The 21,513-nt window shown below is 37.7% G+C and carries 20 protein-coding genes and 1 other annotated feature; of the genes, 6 read left to right on the top strand and 14 right to left on the bottom strand.

The genetic code is table 11. The features are described from left to right. Positions 1 to 560 precede the first annotated feature (560 nt). From ACRRU2_RS18815 to ACRRU2_RS18805, 3 genes are all read left to right on the top strand, one after another. Positions 561 to 869 carry a hypothetical protein gene (locus tag ACRRU2_RS18815; protein WP_432504021.1) on the top strand — a complete coding sequence of 103 codons (309 nt, stop codon included), beginning with the start codon at positions 561 to 563 and terminating at the stop codon, positions 867 to 869. 661 nt (positions 870 to 1,530) lie between these two features. Continuing rightward, positions 1,531 to 2,037, top strand: a complete 507-nt coding sequence (locus ACRRU2_RS18810; protein WP_432504019.1) for a hypothetical protein — start codon at positions 1,531 to 1,533, stop codon at positions 2,035 to 2,037. A 215-nt stretch (positions 2,038 to 2,252) separates the two neighbouring features. Next, positions 2,253 to 2,496, top strand: a binding site (T-box leader). Positions 2,497 to 2,617: 121 nt separating this feature from the next. Next, positions 2,618 to 4,489: an alanine--tRNA ligase gene (locus ACRRU2_RS18805; RefSeq protein WP_432504017.1), complete on the top strand. Its 1,872-nt coding sequence runs from the start codon at positions 2,618 to 2,620 to the stop codon at positions 4,487 to 4,489. 341 nt (positions 4,490 to 4,830) lie between these two features. Here ACRRU2_RS18805 and xerS read toward each other — a convergent pair whose 3' ends face one another. The 8 genes from xerS to ACRRU2_RS18765 all read right to left on the bottom strand — a co-directional run bounded on the left by xerS (position 4,831) and on the right by ACRRU2_RS18765 (position 12,296). Continuing rightward, entirely contained in the window at positions 4,831 to 5,901 is a 1,071-nt protein-coding gene (gene xerS, locus ACRRU2_RS18800; RefSeq protein ID WP_432504014.1) for a tyrosine recombinase XerS, read from the bottom strand. 230 nt (positions 5,902 to 6,131) lie between these two features. After that, complete coding sequence (locus tag ACRRU2_RS18795; protein ID WP_432504012.1) at positions 6,132 to 7,418, bottom strand: M56 family metallopeptidase; 1,287 nt, start codon at positions 7,416 to 7,418, stop codon at positions 6,132 to 6,134. Between the two features lie 164 nt (positions 7,419 to 7,582). After that, positions 7,583 to 8,194 carry an NAD(P)H:quinone oxidoreductase gene (gene wrbA / locus ACRRU2_RS18790; protein WP_331698342.1) on the bottom strand — a complete coding sequence of 204 codons (612 nt, stop codon included), beginning with the start codon at positions 8,192 to 8,194 and terminating at the stop codon, positions 7,583 to 7,585. 124 nt (positions 8,195 to 8,318) lie between these two features. Next, a complete protein-coding gene (locus ACRRU2_RS18785; RefSeq protein ID WP_331698095.1) occupies positions 8,319 to 8,921 on the bottom strand; it encodes an alpha/beta hydrolase in 603 nt (200 codons plus the stop codon). 66 nt (positions 8,922 to 8,987) lie between these two features. Continuing rightward, a complete protein-coding gene (locus tag ACRRU2_RS18780; protein ID WP_432504010.1) occupies positions 8,988 to 9,926 on the bottom strand; it encodes a ring-cleaving dioxygenase in 939 nt (312 codons plus the stop codon). Positions 9,927 to 9,968: 42 nt separating this feature from the next. After that, the gene (locus ACRRU2_RS18775) at positions 9,969 to 10,589 is read right to left on the bottom strand and encodes a nitroreductase family protein (RefSeq protein ID WP_432504008.1); all 621 of its coding nucleotides are present in this window, start codon (positions 10,587 to 10,589) and stop codon (positions 9,969 to 9,971) included. 93 nt (positions 10,590 to 10,682) lie between these two features. Continuing rightward, complete coding sequence (locus ACRRU2_RS18770; protein WP_432504006.1) at positions 10,683 to 11,138, bottom strand: MarR family winged helix-turn-helix transcriptional regulator; 456 nt, start codon at positions 11,136 to 11,138, stop codon at positions 10,683 to 10,685. A 78-nt stretch (positions 11,139 to 11,216) separates the two neighbouring features. Then, positions 11,217 to 12,296, bottom strand: coding sequence for a PQQ-dependent sugar dehydrogenase (locus tag ACRRU2_RS18765; RefSeq protein ID WP_432504037.1), 1,080 nt, complete (start codon positions 12,294 to 12,296; stop codon positions 11,217 to 11,219). 242 nt (positions 12,297 to 12,538) lie between these two features. Here ACRRU2_RS18765 and ACRRU2_RS18760 point away from each other — a divergent pair, with 242 nt between their 5' ends. Further along, positions 12,539 to 12,934 carry a BlaI/MecI/CopY family transcriptional regulator gene (locus ACRRU2_RS18760; RefSeq protein ID WP_432504004.1) on the top strand — a complete coding sequence of 132 codons (396 nt, stop codon included), beginning with the start codon at positions 12,539 to 12,541 and terminating at the stop codon, positions 12,932 to 12,934. Next, complete coding sequence (locus ACRRU2_RS18755) at positions 12,927 to 14,594, top strand: M56 family metallopeptidase (RefSeq protein WP_432504002.1); 1,668 nt, start codon at positions 12,927 to 12,929, stop codon at positions 14,592 to 14,594. The genes ACRRU2_RS18760 and ACRRU2_RS18755 overlap by 8 nt, the downstream gene beginning before the upstream one ends. Positions 14,595 to 14,688: 94 nt before the next feature. On the opposite strand, the gene ACRRU2_RS18750 is transcribed toward ACRRU2_RS18755, so the two are convergent. From ACRRU2_RS18750 to ACRRU2_RS18730, 5 genes are all read right to left on the bottom strand, one after another. Continuing rightward, positions 14,689 to 15,417, bottom strand: a complete 729-nt coding sequence (locus tag ACRRU2_RS18750; protein ID WP_432504035.1) for a DUF421 domain-containing protein — start codon at positions 15,415 to 15,417, stop codon at positions 14,689 to 14,691. Positions 15,418 to 15,679: 262 nt separating this feature from the next. Next, entirely contained in the window at positions 15,680 to 16,006 is a 327-nt protein-coding gene (locus tag ACRRU2_RS18745; protein WP_432504000.1) for a hypothetical protein, read from the bottom strand. 55 nt (positions 16,007 to 16,061) lie between these two features. Beyond that, positions 16,062 to 16,223 carry a peptide deformylase gene (locus ACRRU2_RS18740; protein WP_432503998.1) on the bottom strand — a complete coding sequence of 54 codons (162 nt, stop codon included), beginning with the start codon at positions 16,221 to 16,223 and terminating at the stop codon, positions 16,062 to 16,064. Between the two features lie 38 nt (positions 16,224 to 16,261). Continuing rightward, a complete protein-coding gene (locus ACRRU2_RS18735; protein WP_432504033.1) occupies positions 16,262 to 16,951 on the bottom strand; it encodes a class I SAM-dependent methyltransferase in 690 nt (229 codons plus the stop codon). 191 nt (positions 16,952 to 17,142) lie between these two features. After that, complete coding sequence (locus ACRRU2_RS18730; protein WP_331698105.1) at positions 17,143 to 18,624, bottom strand: Lsa family ABC-F type ribosomal protection protein; 1,482 nt, start codon at positions 18,622 to 18,624, stop codon at positions 17,143 to 17,145. A 484-nt stretch (positions 18,625 to 19,108) separates the two neighbouring features. Here ACRRU2_RS18730 and ACRRU2_RS18725 point away from each other — a divergent pair, with 484 nt between their 5' ends. Next, positions 19,109 to 19,747, top strand: coding sequence for a metal-dependent hydrolase (locus ACRRU2_RS18725; protein WP_331698106.1), 639 nt, complete (start codon positions 19,109 to 19,111; stop codon positions 19,745 to 19,747). Here the strand turns inward: ACRRU2_RS18725 and ACRRU2_RS18720 are convergent. After that, on the bottom strand, positions 19,742 to 21,358 hold the full coding sequence (locus ACRRU2_RS18720; protein WP_432503996.1) for an alkaline phosphatase family protein: 1,617 nt from the start codon (positions 21,356 to 21,358) through the stop codon (positions 19,742 to 19,744). The two genes, ACRRU2_RS18725 and ACRRU2_RS18720, sit on opposite strands and share 6 nt — an antisense overlap. Positions 21,359 to 21,513: the final 155 nt, after the last annotated feature.

Raw genomic sequence — 21,513 nt, 5'->3', positions numbered from 1 at the left:
GGTCTCCACACCTTGGATAAGTATGACGATGGAATGTAAGGGCATAGACCCGTCGAGCCATGGGATGGTAAACACCAGGGCGCTTGTGGAGTTTGCGTGCAGTAGAGTTAGGCAGAAAGGAATAGCTGAAGCAATTCCTCTGTTCCCGCATGCTCAGTCACTAGGCTAACGGCATCCGCTCCCAGCTTTCTCCACCTCCATATCTAATCCATGGTGATGAAATCCTGCGAATGAGTGAGTATATGTGAGATAAACCCTTAAAACCGAGGGACGGGCAGGTTAGCAAAGTTGCGAGTATGAAGGAATTTCATCTTAATATATAGAATTTTGTGATAGAGGTAATGCATTTTGAAAAATCTATTAGAAACTGAACGGTTACTTTTGAAGAATTTTCAAGAGGGTGATTTGATGAAATTACATACTCTAAAGTCTATTGCTTTAGTTTGGACCTATTCAGATAAAACAGTTATCACCGACATTGAAGAAACAAAAAACATCTCGATATTTTAAAAAACAAACGACCTGGAATTCAAAGAAGGTGAGAGGAGAGGGAATATAGGTTGTATGCACAAATATTTCTTGGTATTTGGATGCTCGTAAATGCAGGTTTTCATTTTTTTAAACTTAAATTTTTTCTTGGAAAGTCGGTAATATCTATCTTGAGCGAGGATGAGTTAGCCTCTTACCAAAAGGGATTTGTTTTACCATACATCCTATTAGGCATCTTATTTATCGTTATGGGGATTATCGAGGGCAAGGAATTGCTTTCTACTCCAGTTTTCATTGGAGTGTATATTATATTGGCTTCCATTCCATTTGCTTTGCTTTTTAGAAATAACAAAAAACACTCTGGCTATTATTTTTGGTAACTCTTTTGGATTTGTAACTGGTTGCTGATATATTTACTATAGCTTAATAAATAACTAAAGCGCGGCTGCTGGAATGGATCAGCAGCCCTAACAGGTTCGTGCAACAAAATCTCTTTTTTTACGTATAGTATATAATTGGAAAAAGTGGATCGAATTACAGCCAAAGGCCAGAAATTTGCAATGGGGGTGAAGTGACAATAAAAAGATCGTTTGGTTATGGATCATTATCAATAGTTGTTCTATTTTTAGGATTTTTATTTAATTTTAAATTTCAAAACGACTTCATGTTGAGCCATTATCTATTTAAGTTATTCAACTGGGATATATATACGAATGGAAGCCATGGATATCACATTCCATTTATGTCCGCTATTGTATTTTGGTTGCCAGCGGTGATAATTTCAAAGAAATATCCAAATGATTATGGGACATCTTTGTGTTATAAGGTTGGAGGAGTTATGTTAATCCTTAGTATTATCGTGTTTTTAGTTTACTTGTTAGGGACCCTTGTATAGATATAAGTGATGCACAATTAGAATACTAAATTGGATATAATGTACGGTTTAATGTTTGTCGGAGGACAACAAGGCTAACGTGCAGAATTGCTACATTACCTTTATGGTTTCATATGGTAAAATGAAAGCGGGGAGGGAGTGAAATATTGAGCAAAAAACAAAAATTAATATTAAAAATTTCCATCGGTTTAAACATAATTTTAATCACATTAGTAGCTTGGGGATATATGAAGATTAATTTTGTGAAAGAACAGGTTTTCATTACAGAGGTACAACATAATTTAGTCGAACTGGAAGGCTTAATCGCTAATCAAATAAATAATAATTGGTCAGACCCCAACTTAGTGACGACTGAATTAGGAGACGTTTTGAACGGAATCTGGCTTGGTATCACAACTGGCGAACAATTAGGAACTCTCTCCAAAAATGATAAGGAAATTCTTAATAACTTCTATTATAAATTAAGGCAATTTCCTAATAATGATTTATATAAATTTGCTTATTTAACCATAGAGGACAAAAAAAATTTTGAAGACTTGCAAAAAATGCTTCGTGAAGTTGGGTTAGGTTTAAGGATTCAAGTTAGTGCTGATATGAAATATTTTATAAAACAAGTAGAGGAATTAGAAGGGAAAATCAAAACTCCACTATAAATATTAATTTCTAAGTTTTGTTGACGAGTCTATGCTTCTACTGTATTTTCATATATTGTTTCACATCATATGTGGACATCCGTTTCATTGAAACGGAAATGTCCTTTTTTTGTGTAGATGAAGGTGGAGGTTGTGGAGGAAATGGCTTCGTTTTTTCATAGTGGAATAAATTGACAGAGAAAGTTGAGTGTGTTAGAATTGCTTTAATTTAAAATGAAAAGGCTATGATGAGAAATAGTAGGTATTAGGGATCTCACAGAGAGAAGATGGTTGGTGCGAATCTTCATTGATCTAATAGTGAAGCAGTCTCGGAGCTGTGAACCGAACAGAGGAATCTTAGTAGGCTTCAACGGAGTTCCACCGTTATTCAGGAAACAATATCGGAGATATCCCGTATTGATAGAGTGCAGAGAAATCTGAAATTAGGTGGTAACACGGACATAATAGTTCGCCCTAAGTTGACAAGAAATATGTCAGCTCAGGGCTTTTTTTGTTTTATTTCTTTTCGTTTGAATATTCGCAGAATAAAGACTTTTGGATTTTCCAAGAATAAATAATAATTAAAATGGAGGTACTGAGCATGGTGAAAATGACACCAGATGAGTTAAGAAAATCATATATTGATTTTATGAAAGGAATAGGGGCTAGCCAAGTGCCCTCTTCTAGCTTGTTACCAGAAAATGATCCCTCAACGTTGTTTACAGGAAGTGGAATGCAACCTATGGTTCCCTATTTATTGGGGGAAAAGCATCCGATAGGTAATGAGATAACTAATATTCAGAAGTGTTTAAGGACAGTGGATATTGATGAAGTAGGAGATACGTCGCATCTGACATTTTTTGAAATGATAGGTCGATGGGAGTTTAAAGCTAATGAAAATAACTATAAGAAAAAGCAAATCGATGCCATTTGGAATTGGCATATTATCGAATTAGGAATTGATCCTGGCAGGCTGTATATCAGTGCTTTTATAGGAAGTGATGATTTGAATATACAGAAAGATACGGAAGCCATTCAAATCTGGTCAGAAAAGTTCAAATCAGTTGGTATAGAACCTATTATTGAGGATGATCCATATAAATATGGGACATCTAGAGGTGGAAAAATATTCCTATATGATGAAAAAGAAAATTGGTGGAGTAGAGCCGGAAGTCCATTAGATATGCCTGTTGGTGAACCGGGTGGGCCTGATAGTGAAATGTTCTATGATCTTGAACCAGGCGGTGATTCACTGGATCATCCTGCTTCTGAAAGCGAGAGGTTTTTAGAAATTGGGAACAACGTATTTATGTGTTACAAAAAAGAAGACACAGGATTTGTAAAAATGCAAAATCCCAATATTGATTATGGGGGCGGATTAGAAAGGGTTGCAACAGCCCTTAATGGTGACAAGGATATTTATAATACGGCTTTCTTCCTTAACCCCAAGAAAAAATTGATGGAGTTAAGTGGTAAACAATATACTGACGATTTAAAGTCGTTTAGAATCATACTTGATCATGTGAGAGCGGCTACTTTTCTAATTAATGATGGTGCGGAGCCAGCTAATAGTGATGCAGGGTATATAACAAGAAGGTTATTAAGAAGGGCGATTCGTGCAGGTAAAAAAATAGGTATACAAGGAAGTTTTGTGGGTGAGTTGTCTGAAGTTTATATAGATGAAGCAACAGCTTATGAAGATTTGATCCGTAATAAAAAGAAAGTTATCGAAATAGTAAATAAGGAAGAAAATCTTTTCTATAGAACTTTACAGCAAGGAGAATTTGAAATACAAAAACATCTTAAGAATAAGGGTAAGGTTTCAGGTGCAGATGCCTTTTATTTTTACGAAACATATGGGTTTCCCTTGGAGTTGACGGAAGAGTTTCTAACTGAAAGTGGATATAGCATGGAGGACAAGGCGTCTTATATAGAGGCGGCAAAGAAACATGCTGAAAAGAGCAGAACTGCTTCTGCGGGTAAATTTAAAGGTGGGTTAGCTGAACATTCAACAGAAACAACAGCGCTGCACACGGTATCTCATTTGTTACTTGCTGGTTTAAGGGAAGTTTTAGGTGATCATGTTCATCAACAAGGAAGTAATATTACTTCAGAACGATTACGGTTTGATTTCAACCATGATGAAAAACTTACGCCAGAGCAAATAGCTGAGGTGGAAAAGTATGTGAATGATGCGATTTCATCAAAAGCAGTTACCTATATTTCAGAGATGCCTAAAATTGAAGCGAAAGAAAGTAATGTTGAAGGAAATTTTTGGGATAAATATCCAGATATCGTTAAAGTGTATACAATCAAAGATAATGAAGGGAAAGTTTGGAGTCGAGAAGTATGTGGAGGACCTCATGTAGAAGATACAACAAACTTAGGAAAGTTCAGTATTAAAAAAGAACAATCTTCTTCTGCTGGAGTTAGAAGGATTAAAGGAGTAATTAATAAAAACGCGGAACAATAGCTAATGTTTTAGGATTGCCATTTGTAACAACGTTATGAGTTACCTGGTATCTAGGATGAATGATAAATCCGGCAATCGAAGAGGGTTTGACATCGCTTGGCCTTTCCGTTGGCGGTACCGGAGGACAGTATTCAAAGAAAAAGCAATTTGGATTAAATCCGAATTGCTTTTTTACTGCAAGAAAGGGGAACTTATAAAAACAGAACGAAAATCGAGCTATATGGTGTATGACACTAAATGAAAATTCAGTAGTTACTAGGCATTAAATCGATTTATATACATATGTACAAAATACGAGTTTTGTGAACATGTTATAAGAAAACGCGTAACACATCGCGGTTTCACCGATCCATGTTATTCACTGCATTACGCATCTCTTCATCTGTTAGGTGTGTATATATCATCGTTGTTTGTATGGATGAATGCCCTAATTGGTTCTTCAATCTTGGAACATCGTTATTTTCTAAATGGTATCGAGTTGCAAATGAGTGCCTAAGCGAATGTACGGTTAGAGATGGTTTACCAAAAGCCGTTGCATATTTCTCAATTAGCTTTTCAATTGAACGTTGTGTCAAACGCCGGCTTTTTCCTTTACGGCCTACAGGAGCTGCAATAAATAAATAGTTTTCGTGTTTTTCTGGTAAATATCTTGCTTCTCTGATTTGCAGATAATTTTCTAAATCTAATAATGCCTGTTTGCTAAAGTATACATATTGTTCTTTATCACCTTTACGGATGACTCGTACTAATGCTTTATTCATATCTAAGTCATCCATATTAATGCCTGCAACCTCAGACAATCTCAGCCCTGAACCTAATACCAGCGAAACAATCGCAGTGTCACGCTCACGATTAAACTGATGAAACGTGAAGATTCGCTTATTATCTTTATGCTTTTCTCCGAAATCATAAGCTACAAATTGCCTAAATAATTCAAATTCATCTTCTCTAAGGATTTTTCCTTCAATACGGTTTGCAATAGTCTCTTGGCTTTCCTTGACTGCATTCAAGTCCATTTTGGCCATTACATTTCGTTGAATATATGGCTTCAGATCGCTTGTCTCAGCCTTGTTCTGAAGGTAATCAAACAAAGATTTTAGCGAGGACAACTTGCGATTTATTGTAAGTTTCTTATTTCCAAGTTGATAATCCAGGAAAGACAAAAAGTTTTCTACTTCGCGAATTTTCAATCGCTCTAGTGTCTCTAAGTTTATTTCTTTCCGACTCGCTGAAGTTAAATTTTCAGCAATAAGCCAATCAAAAAAAATAATGTAATCATGGCAGTAATTAAGAAGTGTCGTTGGAGATAACTTTCGTTTTTTGCTATCTATAAATTCTGTAACATACCAAGGTAAATCAGAAAGTTTTTCGTCAATCCGTTGCATGTAGTGCATTTTCATCTGTTTTTCCATATTTGTGCAAAACCTCCATGATTGCATTATATCTGATTATTATTTATTCGTCAAATTATTATTTTACGTAATTATATTTTTCATTTCTCCTAATCCCTATGTTATTGTAGTCAAGAAAAAAAAGATCCAGCACATTAGCCAGATCTTTTTCAACGCGTTCCTCGCTGCCTCGTGTCTATCACCTTATACACTTATCAATTCTTTTCGGAAAAGCGATTTTTATTTACGAATTAATCAAATGCAGGATACGGATCACCCGAAATTGAAAGTATAGCATATACTTTTCTTTGTTTCTTTGACTTAGTATATTTACCGTCATCTGTAATTGATTCTATTTCACTAAAGTTGTTAAAGTTTGTATTAAGGTATTCAATTTCAACCATTCTTCCCCCATATTTCTCAAAATCGGAAGGTTCCACTTGGAATAACATATTCTCAACCTCTAAAATAAAAGTATTTATTTCCTTCCCAATAGGATAATCTGTAAATTTTATTAAGTTACCATCATAAACCGAATATATATCTGAAGCTTCTCCTTGTAATATAACGATTTGCTCCTCAATTTCCTTATCTTTAGCAGGGTTCGCCAGTAGACTTATCGATAATACCGCCACCATAACAGTAACAATAACACTAACCCAAATAACAGGACGTTTGAAATGTAAGATGTTCCTCACTCTTGTCTTTACATTGCTTTCTCCAAAAAATAGTCGGCTTGATAAGCCGCTTTGTTTGGAAGCAAGAGCCAGCAACGTTTTGGAATAATCTATCCGAAGGTCATCGTTTGATAATTTCATAACTCTTTCATCGCAAGACATTTCCATATCCTTGATCATGAGGAAATACGAAATCCATATAAGCGGATTAAACCAGTGCAGAACTAAGACCACTAACGCCAAGGGTTTAATTAAATAATCCAGACGTCTAATATGTGTTTGCTCATGCATTAATATGAAAGCTTGTTCCTGACTAGATAGGCCTATTGGTAAATATATTCTAGGTTTAATAAAACCAAAAACAAAAGCTGATTTAATCTGATCTGTTTCGAAAATATTATCCTTTACAAGTGTTGAAAATGAAAGCTTTTGCTTTAATCTGAAGTATGAAATTATTCCATATACTAACAATGCAGCCGTCCCCAGCATCCAGATTATCGCTCCCAGTTGTATAACAGCTCCCATCGGATTAACACTTGCTGTTGCATCTATTGGCGGTAGAGTTGACTGAATGGAGTGATTAACTGTATCGTCTAAGAGTATATTGCCAGTATTTATGCCCGGGCTTTCGGAATAAATAATATCTTGCGATATAGCGCCTATCTTACCTGGTAACAAGCTTAGCGAGCTTTCAAATGAAAAAGGAAAAACAAGACGAAACAAAACTACAAACCAAAGCGCATAAGAAAAAACCATTGGAACTCGTGCTTTTCTAATCCCAAGCCTAATCAAAATAACGATGAGTGCTGCATAGCTTGCCGTAAGGCTCATATTTAATATGGTTATAAAAAGGCTGCTCATTTCGTCGTCTCCTCTTGGTTTGTTTAAACAAACCTATTTACAAAGAGTTTATTACGACAAACCTTTTAAGTCAATAGAAAAATGGCACTATTGTAAATTTTTATAAAAAAGAAAAAGCCAATCAAAATTCGACCGGCTCTCCGTATACATATTAAATATTAAAGTTATTGGTTACCCTTCTTTACCCATTCCGCAACTGTAACTGTGCGCTGGGCTTGGTGTTTTACCGCTGCTTGAACATCTTCAATCATTTTTCCGTCTTGACCAACGGTTACGCTTGTTCCATATGGATTTCCGCCTGCGCCAAAGATTACAGGGTTTGTATAACCTGGAGTAGCAATGATAGCACCCCAGTGCATCATCGAAGTATATAAGGATAACAAGGTAGCTTCTTGGCCACCATGTGGATTTTGAGCAGATGTCATTGCACTTACTACTTTATTTACTGTTTTACCTTGTGCCCATAGACCTCCTTGAGTGTCTAGAAACTGTTTCATTTGAGACGGCATATTACCAAAACGTGTTGGAACACTGAATATAATCGCATCTGCCCATTCAATATCTGCTGATGTTGCTACTGGAATATCTTTTGTAGCTTCGACAGTTCCTTTCCAAGCTTCATTCCCTTCAATGACAGAAGCAGGTGCTAGTTCCTGCACTTTCAATATTTTCACTTCAGCTCCCGCTTCTTTTGCTCCTTCTGCCGCCCATTTGGACAACTGATAATTTGTTCCACCCATACTGTAAAATACTACTGCTAATTTAACGTTAGACATTTCTTTAACATCTCCTTTAATGTTTGATTTACCAAATAGTTTGCTCAAAAAGCCCATATTAAATTTCCCCTTATTCCCATTCAATTATTACTATAAGATTATTTTGAAAAATTATTTTGCAATCTTATCGAGTCGAATACCATTTACCAGCTGCTTCAACTTCCGAAGCCGTCAATTGATGACCTCTATTTTCCCAATGAAGTTCAACTTGTGCATTCGCCTTTTCCAGCAACTCTTGAAGCTCTAAGGACTCTGATGATGAACAAATCGGATCGTTTGTTCCGGCTGCTATAAACACAAATTTTCCTGATAAATCTGGAAGCTCTACTCCCCTTTTTGGAACCATCGGATGATGAAGAATAGCACCTTTCAATGCGTCTTGATAGTGAAATAATAAACTTGCCGCAATATTTGCCCCATTTGAGTAGCCAACCGCAACAATCTGATTTCGGTCAAAATCATACTTTACGGATGCTTCATCAAGAAATTCGTTTAATTCCTTCGTCCGTAAAATAAGATCTTCTTCATCGAACACTCCTTCGGCAAGCCTTTTAAAGAAGCGTGGCATCCCATTTTCTAAAACATTTCCCCTAACACTTAATAGTGATGCTTCCCTATCAATTTGTTCTGCGAGAGGCAATAAGTCAAACTCATTGCCGCCAGTACCGTGAAGCAGAAGAAGTATGGGCTTATTTGGATTTTTTCCTTTTTTGAATATATGTTTCATTTCTGATCTCCCTCCAATCACGCGCTTCTGTTTGATTAATATGAATGACAAGTTATTTATTGGACATTATTCTAATTCTCGGACTTGAATTGGTATCAAACTGCGTTCAAGCTGCTCTCTATATTTCTCATACTGCGCGGGCAGCATAAGCTTTTCTCCCATTGTTTCCTGTGATTCGTCATGAGCAAATCCAGGAGGATCTGTAGCAATTTCAAATAATATTTCTCCATATTCTCTAAAGTAAATCGCATTGAAATAGTTTCGGTCCTGAACAGGTGTTACCCCATACCCATTCATTGAAACATATTTCTGCCATTCCAACTGATCTTTGTCGTCAATTGCTCTCCATGCGATATGATGAACGGTCCCAACCCCCATCTGACCTCTTTCAGTTGAAGCAGCTTTAAGATCGATAATATTTCCAATATTAGCTCTAGAACGGAAACGAATGAAATCGCCCTCTCTACCAACGAGCTCAAGTCCCATTACCTTTTCTAACAACTCAGCTGTTTGATTTGGCTGTGCGGAAAATAAAGTTGCGCCGGCGAAGCCTTTAATCGCTACTTCTGGTGTTATCCCTCCGATCGTCCACGCGTTGATTTCCCCTTCTTCTCGTTCAACAATTTCCAATCGAAGCCCATGCGGATCTTCAAACTGTAAGTACTGCTCATTAAAGCGTTCTTGTTTGGTAAAGGTGATGTTAAACTTCTCTAATCTTTGTTCCCAAAATTTCAACGCATCCTTAGGAACGGCATAACCTGTAACACCTACTTGACCGTCGCCAATCTTTCCTTGACGAGCTCCTGCCCATGGGAAAAATGTTATGATTGTTCCTGGTTTGCCGCCTTTATCGCCAAAGTATAGATGATAAGTATTAGGATCATCAAAATTTACGGTTTGTTTCACTAAACGCAAGCCAAGCACCCCTGCGTAAAAGTCTACATTTTCTTGCGGATGCCCTACGATAGCAGTAATGTGATGTATGCCCATAGTTTTTTTAGTCATTTCTATTCCCTCCAATTTATAGTTAAAGCTAAAGAGTATCGTTTAAACAAAAGTGACAAATTCGCCAACCGGTTTACGATAACCACGCGGTTTTCTGCTTGCGACTTTTTCTTTGCCTAGCGTAATCATCATTACGACCTCGTACTGTTCACTGACATTTAATATTCCCTTCACAGCTTGAGGATCAAATCCGATCATTGGACAAGTATCCCAGCCCTTTTCTTTAGCAGCGAGCATAAAAAACATGGCAGATAACGAAGCATTCCTGATCGCTTCATCTCTTTGAAATTCCTCTCCCCTTGTTTCATAAAATGCAAGGGTGTCATTGACCATATGATCGTATTCTTGCTTATTCATAATCTCTAATAATTTTAAACCTTCGTAAATTTTAGGGGCTTGATGAAATGCTTTTTTATCTCCTAAGACAATGATTACAGCCGAAGAACTTTTTACTTTATATTGTCCATAGGCTGCCTTTTGTAATCTTTCTTTTACGTTTGCATCCAATACAGCTACATAATTGGCATGCTGCAAATTAAATGCTGAAGGGGCTAGCTTTACCAATCCGAAAATATCATTTAGTTCTTGTTGCGTAATAGGATTTCCAGGTAAAAAATTACTTGCAGACCGTCTTTCTTTTATCAAATCCATAAAATCTGCCATAGTTTCTAAACCTCCGCTACAAAAAGTTATTATTTTAAAATTAATTAATATGAATTTATATATTACGAATTCGAGATAAATGCTTAAAAAAATTTACATTTTCTCTGCATAGTATCCTATCTTTTTCAATTGTTGAATCATTAGCTTTTTCTCCTCAGCATCTAGCCCAGCACATATCTCATTTATTTTCATTTTATGATTAGGGAAAACTTCATTCATAAAATCAGTTCCAGCTGGAGTAATTGCAGCATAAGTAATTCGACGATCTTGTGGACAAGGTTTTCTCTTCAAAAAATCTTTTTTCTCTAATTTATCTACTACATAAGTAATACTGCTGCTGGCAATCAATACTTTTTCACCAATTTTTTGTATGGGCTGCTCCCCTTTACTGTATATCAATTCTAAAACAGCAAATTCAGTCGGGTTTAATCCCATGCTCTTAATATCTTCTTCCACACGTTTTTTTATTGATTCTAATGCTCGAGTTAAAACAATAAATAACTTCAATGACAATTCTTCGTCGATTTGCTCTAGACTATTCTCGTTCATTTTAATCATTCCCTTTATCGAATATCTCGAATTCGAGATAATTATATCTCATTATTTTTGTCTTATCAAGTCATTTTTTCAATCCAGCTCTGAAAGTGCAATTTTGTACAGCTTATCGTCATTCCCCTGTGGAGTGCCGCGTCCGTCTTTATTATTACTAATGAAATAAAGAAAGTTATCTTCAATCAGAATATCTCGAATTCTGCCAAGTCCGGAAATAACTTCTCGGATTTTTTTCGATTCCAGATCAAATTCTAAAACGGCAGATCCGCTCAACGCAGCAACATACAATTTGCCTTTATAAATATCCATTCCCGATGGTGCCCACGTAGTTTTGTTTCCAGAAGTAAATAATGGTGAAACTAAGCCTTCTTTTTCCTCATAGCCTTCAATTATCGGCCAACCGTAATTTTTACCGGCTTCAATTTTATTGATTTCATCGTTTGCACGGCTGCCGTGTTCACTTGCATACAGTGTTCCGTCAGGCAACCAGGCAATTCCTTGAGGATTTCGATGTCCGTAACTATATACATAGGAATTGGGAAAAGGATTATCTTCGGGTACCGATCCATCAAGATTGATTCTTAAAACCTTCCCACCTAAAGAAGCGGTTTCTTGGGCGATATCCGGTTCATATGCATCGCCGGTTGTTGCATATAGTTTTTTGTCAGGCCCAATTTTAAGCCTTCCGCCATGATGCCAGGATCCGCTCGGAATTTTATCTAAAAGCAAGCTTTCTTCCTTCCATACGCTATCTTCCAGACGTAGTGTAACAATCCTGTTAAACTGGCCAGAACTGTCCTCGTAAGTATAATAAGCATATCCTTTATTCGATTTCGAAAAGTCAGGAGCTAGAACGAATCCTAATAACCCCGCTTCCGATGCTGTTGAAATGTCCTTCAGGAGGTTAACGCTTTGCTTCACTATCTCCCCGTCTTTTATTTTTACAATCGCCCCTTGTCTTTCTGTCAAATAGAACGTATTTTCCAGTTTTTCTAATGACCATGGAACTTCAAGGTTTTCGGCTACCACATCTAGTTTCTGATTTTCCCGCTCCTCTAAATTCCATTGCTGTTTATCTAAGTTTCGTTGTTCACTGGCAGTGCACCCGACAAGTAATAAAATTGCGATAATATAAGCGCTAATGATTTTATTCATCATTCATCACCTCGAACCAGGATCATTTTTTGCTGCTTAATCATTAATTATAACGTTTCCGTCTTCAATTATGTTACATATCATGTTTACATCTTACAGCTCATCTCTTGCATTTTCATCTACATTTGTAGACAAAGAATCTTTCGCATGCTACACTGAACTTACAACCACTTATTAACGCTAATGGAAATATGTACGGATGTATTGGAGTAATCACATGACGAATCCTGGAGGGATTTTCTATGGACAAATCGTTAGAGCGGCTGCCAGAAGCTGAATATATTGTTATGCAAGTCATTTGGCAGTCCGAGCACCCTATCAAAACGTCAACGATTTTAACTAAGCTTCATGAAGAACAGGAAAAAGACTGGAATATTTCTACCTTGCAGTCTTTGCTCTCCCGCCTGCAGCAGCGCGGCTTTATTGATTTCAGCAATGAAGGCAGATTTAAGCTTTACTTTCCATTAATTAATCAAGAGCTGTATACAAAGCAGGAAACAGAAAGCTTCTTCCGCAGGTTTCATCACAGCTCATTCAAAAGCTTGTTTGCCTCGCTGACTGGCGGCAAAAAGCTGAGCAAAGAGTCGCTTGATGAATTGACGGAAATTATCAAACATGCAGGTAAACAGCATGATTAAAGCCTGGTTTGCAGTCATATTGGAGCTTTCCTTCTTTGCTTCCATCACCATTATTTTGGCGGCGCTGGCCGGAAAACTTAGCGGTCAAAGATATCGTCCGCAATGGCGTTATTTTATATGGATTATTCTAGCTGTACGACTGGCTCTGCCGATAGATCTTCAACTACCTCAAGCGATTCACATTACGGCGCCGCCTAGCCTCACTCTAGATCGACCCTCCCTGTCAGCCAATGTTTCTGATCCCAATACTATTTTATCAAACCCGGAAATACCAACAACATCGAATCACGAATCAGAAGCAAGCTCATATACAAGCTCTATCGCAACGAAAACGAATTCCAAACCCAACCTGAATGTATCAACAATCATTGCTTGGATTTGGCTGCTGGGAGCAATAGGTTATTTCACTTGGAACATGCTTAAATATAGGAGAATCATGCGCAGTTTAATGCTCCACAAGCGGCCAGTAGGTCCTAGAGAGCATGCCATACTGGAAAAAGTGAAATTCAGCCTGGGGTTAAAACAACGTATTGACTTATATAGCTGTTCGATGGCCAGCAGTCCAATGCTTATTGGTTATTTACGTATTTCCATCCTGCTGCCTGATACTGATTTGACAGATGAACAGCTTGAACTCGTCTTTCAGCATGAATTGATCCATGCAAAAAGAAAAGATTTATGGTTTATGGCACTCATGCTATGGGTTTCCGCCTTGCACTGGTTTAATCCATTCATTCATTGGATGCAGCGTTTAGCTTATGATGATCTCGAGAAAATTTGCGACAGCCGCGTTATCCAACATTCCGATGTACACACTAGGCAGCTCTATGCCAATACAATTCTCCACTTTATGAAAAATGACTTTAAACAAAGCTCTTCTTTAACTACTTCTTTTCTAAGAGGTGAGCCTATGATTAAGGAAAGATTCAAGGCGATATTTCATCATCAGCCTAAAAAATCAGCAGCATGGATTTCATGTATCCTGATCATCTTTATTATAACTGGAGGCACACTCGTTTCTTGTCAAAAACAATCCGCTCCAGGTAAAAATGCCGGCAGCTTTACAGATATTTACTCGTTATTTGGATCAACTAAACAAGAGGTGTTTGCTTCTTTATCCCTTAACGCCGACGATAAAGCTGTCATTAAAAAATTGGACCCAGACGACTCAAACTCGAAGAGTTATCTTTTGCAGCAGCCTGTACAAGTTCATGGCCGGTCTCCATACCTGCTGCTTCTTTTTCACAATGAATTGCTGTTGGGTTCTGATTATTCCTTCGACAATCACCAGGATGCCTTTGATTTAAGTAAAATGTGGCTAGACGAATTGATCAAACAGCATGGAGATCCCGACATGATCGAAGGTTTCAGACGGGTGGGTGAATTGACAGCTTTGCCATCCGACGAGTCTTTCCCAGACGGCTATGGCTATAGGGAGGAATGGAGTATTTCACTGGAACCGCAACTAGTGTTAGCACTTTTATCAGATAGTATAGAAAGATATAAGAACAACCCTAACAAACCACGTACTGTGAAAATTATGGAAGAGAGCATGGCTAAAGATCCTAGCCGGGCTATGATTCTCCGGTTTAGTATCTCTTTCTATGATGAGTCCCGTGCTACCGTATCTTTGCGTTATTCATTGAATCTCAACCCTTAATGACAAAAAGCCTGCAGCTTATCTATGCGGGCTTTTGCTGTTAAGACCTCTTACGTACAACTTAAATTAAACTATTTATCAATTTCACGAATTTTTATTTTGAGTTTTTGACCTTCTCTTTTTCCAGCCCGGAATACACCTTTACGTTTTCATTATCATTGACAGTTGCTAATATCACATCACGGATTTTCATTTTTGCAGGTTCTATTTTTGTATTCAGCCATAAAAGATCTTTTCCGAGCTCTTGGAGAACTGACAAATCGACTTTCCCATCTATAATGATCGGCCTTGATAGCACAAACGGTTGAGTCGCTAGTTTCAAATCTGCCGGAGTAACCGGCTGGTATTGAGTATCTGTAAAAACCGATATAGTTCCGCCTGGTTCCCAAATGGCAAGGGATACTTTTTGTATATCCTCTACTTTTTCTTTTCTTATTTCTGAAAATAAAAATTCAATAGAAATTCTCGCTTTCGAAAGGTTTTGAAACTGAATAACCCCATTTTTAACAAGTGTGATCGGTGATGGATCAAGATAATGTTTGAAAAATGGCCATTTAAGACTTAACCATGTTGCTGCAATATACAAAACAATTAAAACAATAGTTGTAATCATTGATCCTTTTAATCCTAATTGTTCATCTGAAAGCGGGTGAGCTATTATGTTTCCAAGGGTCATAGCAATAATAAAATCGAGTAGCCTTAATTGAGATATGGACCGTTGTCCCATTATTTTAGTTACAAGAAGCAAAAAAACAAAGCTAACAACACCTCTTAGAATCCATTCAATTGTTGTCAATGTTTCTTTACTCTCTAAAAAATCCAATTTATTCAGCCCTTCCCCTATACCATTAATAAAATTTAAACTCCCCTCATTTTCCAATTTTTATACCTTAATCTGGCACCAACTCCTTCCGAAATGTGAAGCTATCCAGCAATAGTAAACGCGACACAAGGATAAACGACTTTGCCATCCTTTGGACAGGCGCGTTTACCAATGAAATATAAGAACAGATATATAGTTATAAAAAACTTATACCCTTCTTTTATCTTCAAAAAAAAACCACTGAGTGAGTGGTTTCCATGTCTTATTTATTAAGCTTATCAATAAAACTAGAAGTGTTCTTCGATTGTAAAAATTGTTCATTTTCAAGATATTTTCGATACTTCTTTTTATAGTGTCTATACTGGAGAGGACTTAATACCACACCAAGACTAAATCCAAAACCAATTATGGTGAGAATCCATTTCAGTTCATACCCATACAGTATCAGTAATGCATTTAATGTGCCTATACTCGCACCATATAGCCCCATTAATAAAACAAATAAAAATTTATAACTAGCCTTACTTTCTACATTTCCCCAAAAACCCGCTATAGAACCCCTGAAATTAAAATCCTTTTTATTATTCATGAATACCCGCTCCTTCAAATATTCAGATGATTCAAGTTCAATATAATTCTTTAACTTAAGATCCGCTATTTGCCAGCTTAATCGCTTCAAGCACGCTTATTTTTCTTCCTGTTACTTCATGAATAAGCTCATCTTTTACATGGTCAATATATAATATGCCGTCTAAGTGGTCCAGTTCATGCTGAATGCAGCGAGCGAGAAATCCTTCTGCTTCCATATAAAACTGCTTTCCCGCTCTGTTCCAGCTTTTAATTTTTACATATTGCGATTTACGTTCTTCTTTTGAAACAAAGCTGTCCACAATCCGGAAGAGCCAAAACACTCATTTGGTTGTTCTATATCTTTCATCTTTCGAATTTCAATCACTTGGAGGTCTTTAAATATCGTCTCTAATTTCTCAGGGGTATATCCAAGCCCGCCTTTCAAGCTGCGTTGACGATACACTTCCCAATCAGAAATATCAGAACCGCCTAGAGGGCCGTTTTCAACAAAGCAAGTAAGCCCAAAGTAACCGCCCGGTTTTAAAGCCCGCTGAATTAATGAAACATAATCTATTCTTCGATGCGGTGCGATATGATGAAAACAGCCAGAATCGTATATTACATCATAATCTGAATCAATGATTTCAAGTTCAAAAATGTTTTTGTACATAAAATGAATACAAACGTTTTGTTCTTTTGCTCTCTCGCTTCCCCATTGCAGCGCTTCTTTAGATAAATCTACTGCATCAACCTCGAATCCTTGCTTGGCAAAATATATTGCGTTTCTACCAGGGCCGCAGCCAAGTTCTAAAATCTTACCAGCTGAAGAAAGGAGATTGTTTTTAAAATAATGAACTAAGTTTTCATCTGGCGCATTTACAAAAAAGGGAACCGGTCTCTCTCTTTCAGAATAAAAAGCGTCCCAATTAAATTTAGATTGTTCCTTCAATAGGGAATCAAGCATGGTAAGGACATCATCTATACAATTAATCGTTTCACCGTTTTTTGACACCGTCATACCCCCTTCTACTTCATAATTATACCACTTTTGGTTATCTGCGTTAATAAGTGCAGCATGCATTTTCTAAACAAAAGCTTATCTTGCTCAAAAAATGAGAAAGCATCTGCGATTCACAGATGCTCTCTCATTATGCCTTACAGCTTGACAATTTTCGTTGCGATTTGTTCACAAAACTGGCTGTCATGCTCTACGAATAAAATAGTCGGTTTGTGTTCGAGCAGCAGCTCTTCTAATTGCATGCGTGAAATAACATCGATAAAATTCAACGGCTCATCCCATATATGCAGATGTGCTTTCTCACAAAGACTTTTCGCTAGCAGCACTTTTTTCTTTTGACCGCCGCTAAAGGATGAAATATCCTTTTCAAATTGCACTCTCGCAAAATCGAGCTTTCTCAGAATCGACTTGAACAGACTTTCGTCAATGTCATTGTTTTTGGCGAACTGGGATAAATCCCCTTGCAAATGCGAGGTGTCTTGTGAAACATAAGATATGATAAGCCCGCTTCCTTTTCTAAAGGTGCCCGTGTAATTTATATCCGCTTCTCCGCAAATAAGCTTTATAATACTTGATTTACCGGAGCCGTTAATGCCTGAAAGCGCAATTCTCTCTCCTGGCTCGATCGTAAAGCTAACATCCTGGCAAACCGTCCGATCACCATAAAATACAGAAATACGTTCAAGTTCAACCAGTTTATTTTTATGAAAAGAAAGCTGTGCAATTTTCAGATTATCCGAGCTTTCAATGTTTTTGAGCAGCTTGGACTTTTCCTCCATAGCAGTCTGCTGTCTTTGCTCCATCGACTTAGACCGTTTCATCATTTTCGCAGCTTTATGGCCAATATATCCCTTATCTACCTTAGATCCCGAATTTCTAGTATTATTTTTAGTTTTTTCCACCTCATGCGACCAATCATTCGTGCGTTTTGCAGCCTCTGACAATCGTTTAATATCCTTTTTAAGCTTGTCATTCTCAGCAAGCTCATAGTGATCTTGTCTTTGTTTATTTTCCCACCAGTCAGAGAAATTTCCTCTTTGAACGTCGATATTCGTTCTATTAATGGAGAGGATATGATCCACGCAGTTGTCTACAAAAGCCCTGTCATGAGATACAAGTATAAATCCACTCTTCGAATTCAAATATTCGCTGACGAGCTTTCTGGCATCCATATCAAGATGATTGGTCGGCTCGTCGATTAGAAGAAAATTGTTTTCTTTCAAAAATAAGGCTGCCAACAGCACCTTTGTTTGCTCTCCGTTAGATAGAGTATCAAAAGGCCGATACAGCACATCCTCAGATACTTGAAGCAGATTAAACTCACGAATGAGCTGCCAATAAATATAATCAGGGTAAATCTCTTCAATGATATCAACGGTATTAATTTGTTTGTTAACGACCTCAAACGGGAAATAATCAAAATGAACCTGCGCAGAAATATGACCACTGTATTCGTATTTTCCGAGCAGCAGCTGAAGAAACGTAGTTTTCCCCCGTCCATTACGCCCCATAAAGCCTAATTTCCACGCCGAATCAATCTGAAAGCTTACATCTTCAAATATATTATCGTAGCTGCCATCATAAGCAAATGTTAGTTTATCCACACTAATTAATGACATTAAACATCCCTCCTGCTGTAATAAAAATAAAGAGCTGCAAGAAAATTATCCTTCTCGCAGCTCAAATAAATACAGCAAATCTAAGCCCAGTCTGGGTTAGATGAGGAAATATTGATTGCGTGAAAAGTTAGAATAATTTTCTTGCATACAAAATAAACTATGCGAAAACAATCGCTGTTTATTAAGCAAGAAAATTCTCCATTATACTTTTCAACTCCAATCTTTGAATTGGTTGTATTTTACCATACTTTAGTATTCGTTTCAACTGTATGCAGCTTTTTCAATTTCGACAAGTGGATATTTACAACATTTTTATTATGTTAACTAATGACATTAAATAAATTATTTTGCCCTCATTTGTTTCCGTCTGATTGATGGCTATATCGATAGCTTGGTCTATTGTTTTAACTGCAGAATTAAGCTATAATTTGTATAGGAACAAATGTTCTAGCGCCGTTATTTTACATACTTTTCAGGAGGACTAATGAAAGGCACTACACATCTTACTATCGGAATGATGATCGGCACAGCTGCAGCCTTTTATTATCCATTTACGATTACCAATGCTACCGCTTATATAGTTGTTGCTTCACTTTCCGCTTTAAGCGCGGATTTGGACGGAGCCAGCCTGCTTAATGCAAAGCTGGGTCCCCTATCCAAATTTATACATAGACTGCTTAATATTGTTGGATGGTTTTACTTGGCATGGCTGGCCTATCTGTATTGGCAAAAAGACTTTTTTAACACGACTTACATTTTGTATGCCGTATCCATTATTTTAATCGGCCTGATATCTTCACAAGGCCTTATCCGCAACCTGCTCGTTTCAATAATCGGTACGATTATCGTCTACGCCGGCATTACGATGCATTTGCCGTGGCTTATCGGTTTTGGTGCTTTCGTTGTAATAGCGCCTTGGTTTAAGCATCGAGGTTTTACACATACAATTTGGGCAGTAATCGCTTGGACTTGGATCGGTTATGGTCTGGAATTGTATCTTGATATTCCCGGTATTATGCGCATCGCTATGCTTGGGTACTTATCTCATCTATTGGCAGATACCTTGACTCCTAACGGCGTGAAGTGGCTCTATCCTTTATACAAAAAAGCATTCAAGCTATAACGGCTTCACAAGAAGCTCCAGCAAATAATCCTTCAAATCAATCATTCGATTATATTTCGGTTTCTTATCAGTTCCGCTTATTAGTAATGGAACGATTGATTCTTCTTCTCCCAGACTTCCGTGACCGCCTCCGTCTTTATGCGTAGGCGAGTCACGATCAGCAAGCTCATAGCCCGGCTTTGCGCCAACGATCATGAACTGCCCCTCATGTGAGTAAAGCGCGCCATACAATCGGCGCAGTGCATCCGGGTACTTTCCATAGCTAATATTTCTATTTTTTGGGTCGATTTTAAGATCCAACACTTCACCCGCTTGTTCAATCGTCCATTTCTGGTTATATTGATCAATCAAATTCCCATTCGGCTTAAACAACAGCTTCTTATCCGAATCGCTGCGAATGACATGCACATAGTCTTTTTCTTTCCACGAAATGAAGTCGATACGAGGATCCTGGCTTATTTTTTTCGCTAAATCCTCCATAGACATATTCTCCTTAAGCTTATACACATAAGCCATCGTCTCATTTACCGCAAGCACAATATCGGTATGATCCGTAATCTCATCGCCATGAGGGTATACTTGGTATTCATGCAATAGAGCTGGCAAATCAATGACAGGATTAGCATCCTTCGCATGGATCGGGGTCATCCCGCTGTCGCCAGCTACGATAATAATCGCCTCAGCCAGTGCTTTCTCAAGCGAACCAAAGCTTTGCAGCAATTGCTGCAGCTGTTGATCTACTTTCTTAACGCCAGCTAAAACAGCCTCCTGATCTGAAGGCCCGCTCCTGTGTATTTTTTGATCCAGATCAGGCAAGTAAATATACAAAAAATCAGGCAGCTTGTCAGCTTGAATCAAATAAGCTGCCGTGTCTATGGCAAACTGATTATTTAAACCGATACGGCTGAATATACTTCCTGGCATCTCTTTCAAATCATCAAGTGGATTGGATAGCGTCCCCATAGATAAGTAATCCGGCCCGTTAACTTCAATCTCTGCGGGTAATGCGGCAGAGCCTTGCAGCCACACAGGAATCTTTAATCGGTGCTTCGTATTGCCCCGGTACACTAGACCATTTATACTGCCAGATTTCAATCCACGCCTAGCCAGCTCTTCATACAACGTTGGCAGCTTTTTATTTAAGTGCTCGCCGTTCAAACGAATTAACGCATCAGCTAAAACGGTATGTACGCCTTGTCTCATTATTTCCATCGGCCCCGTACCATAGCTTACAATTCGTTTTTCTTGTTCCGAATACCAAACTAAACCAGGCACATGATGAGCATCTGGGTACGATCCTGTTAACAAGGAGCTGTCGATCGTTACAGACATTGTTGGATAAGAACTGACCATCTTGTTATGATACTGCCCTTTCTCCATTAAAAATTTAAACGTAGGCAGTTGGTTTTGCTTAACCCCGTTTTCAACAGCTTGCGGCATAAGAGAATCTACAAGCACAAAGATAACCTTTTTCTTTTCATTGTTTGTGGATTTAACATGCATAATATCTTGCTCTTTATGGATTGGCTTCTGACTTTGACAGCCTGATACAGCCAAAACAATAGCAGCAATTATAAGTACGGCTTTTGCTTTTGCAATAATGGGTCTCACACTCCTATTCTAAATTGTTTCATGTTCAATAGGTTGGTCGATCCGCGAGCATTTATTCGTTGAAATATTAAAAACTGTGCGCAACACAAAAAAGAGTGTTAGAGGCGGATACCACTACCACTGCAGGTGTACACGCACTCTATCACTCTTTTTAA

The sequence above is a fragment of the Paenibacillus sp. GXUN7292 genome (assembly GCF_050864975.1).
Taxonomy (GTDB): domain Bacteria; phylum Bacillota; class Bacilli; order Paenibacillales; family Paenibacillaceae; genus Pristimantibacillus.
This window is presented reverse-complemented; position numbering and strand designations above follow the sequence as displayed.

Excerpts from the sequence above, each read along its gene's own strand:
- ACRRU2_RS18805 (WP_432504017.1), top strand. The coding sequence starts at position 2,618 with ATGGTGAAAATGACACCAGATGAGTTAAGAAAATCATATATTGATTTT.
- xerS (WP_432504014.1), bottom strand. The coding sequence starts at position 5,901 with ATGGAAAAACAGATGAAAATGCACTACATGCAACGGATTGACGAAAAA.
- ACRRU2_RS18795 (WP_432504012.1), bottom strand. The coding sequence starts at position 7,418 with ATGAGCAGCCTTTTTATAACCATATTAAATATGAGCCTTACGGCAAGC.
- wrbA (WP_331698342.1), bottom strand. The coding sequence starts at position 8,194 with ATGTCTAACGTTAAATTAGCAGTAGTATTTTACAGTATGGGTGGAACA.
- ACRRU2_RS18785 (WP_331698095.1), bottom strand. The coding sequence starts at position 8,921 with ATGAAACATATATTCAAAAAAGGAAAAAATCCAAATAAGCCCATACTT.
- ACRRU2_RS18780 (WP_432504010.1), bottom strand. The coding sequence starts at position 9,926 with ATGACTAAAAAAACTATGGGCATACATCACATTACTGCTATCGTAGGG.
- ACRRU2_RS18775 (WP_432504008.1), bottom strand. The coding sequence starts at position 10,589 with ATGGCAGATTTTATGGATTTGATAAAAGAAAGACGGTCTGCAAGTAAT.
- ACRRU2_RS18770 (WP_432504006.1), bottom strand. The coding sequence starts at position 11,138 with ATGAACGAGAATAGTCTAGAGCAAATCGACGAAGAATTGTCATTGAAG.
- ACRRU2_RS18765 (WP_432504037.1), bottom strand. The coding sequence starts at position 12,296 with ATGAATAAAATCATTAGCGCTTATATTATCGCAATTTTATTACTTGTC.
- ACRRU2_RS18760 (WP_432504004.1), top strand. The coding sequence starts at position 12,539 with ATGGACAAATCGTTAGAGCGGCTGCCAGAAGCTGAATATATTGTTATG.
- ACRRU2_RS18755 (WP_432504002.1), top strand. The coding sequence starts at position 12,927 with ATGATTAAAGCCTGGTTTGCAGTCATATTGGAGCTTTCCTTCTTTGCT.
- ACRRU2_RS18745 (WP_432504000.1), bottom strand. The coding sequence starts at position 16,006 with ATGAATAATAAAAAGGATTTTAATTTCAGGGGTTCTATAGCGGGTTTT.
- ACRRU2_RS18740 (WP_432503998.1), bottom strand. The coding sequence starts at position 16,223 with ATGGAAGCAGAAGGATTTCTCGCTCGCTGCATTCAGCATGAACTGGAC.
- ACRRU2_RS18735 (WP_432504033.1), bottom strand. The coding sequence starts at position 16,951 with ATGCTTGATTCCCTATTGAAGGAACAATCTAAATTTAATTGGGACGCT.
- ACRRU2_RS18730 (WP_331698105.1), bottom strand. The coding sequence starts at position 18,624 with ATGTCATTAATTAGTGTGGATAAACTAACATTTGCTTATGATGGCAGC.
- ACRRU2_RS18725 (WP_331698106.1), top strand. The coding sequence starts at position 19,109 with ATGAAAGGCACTACACATCTTACTATCGGAATGATGATCGGCACAGCT.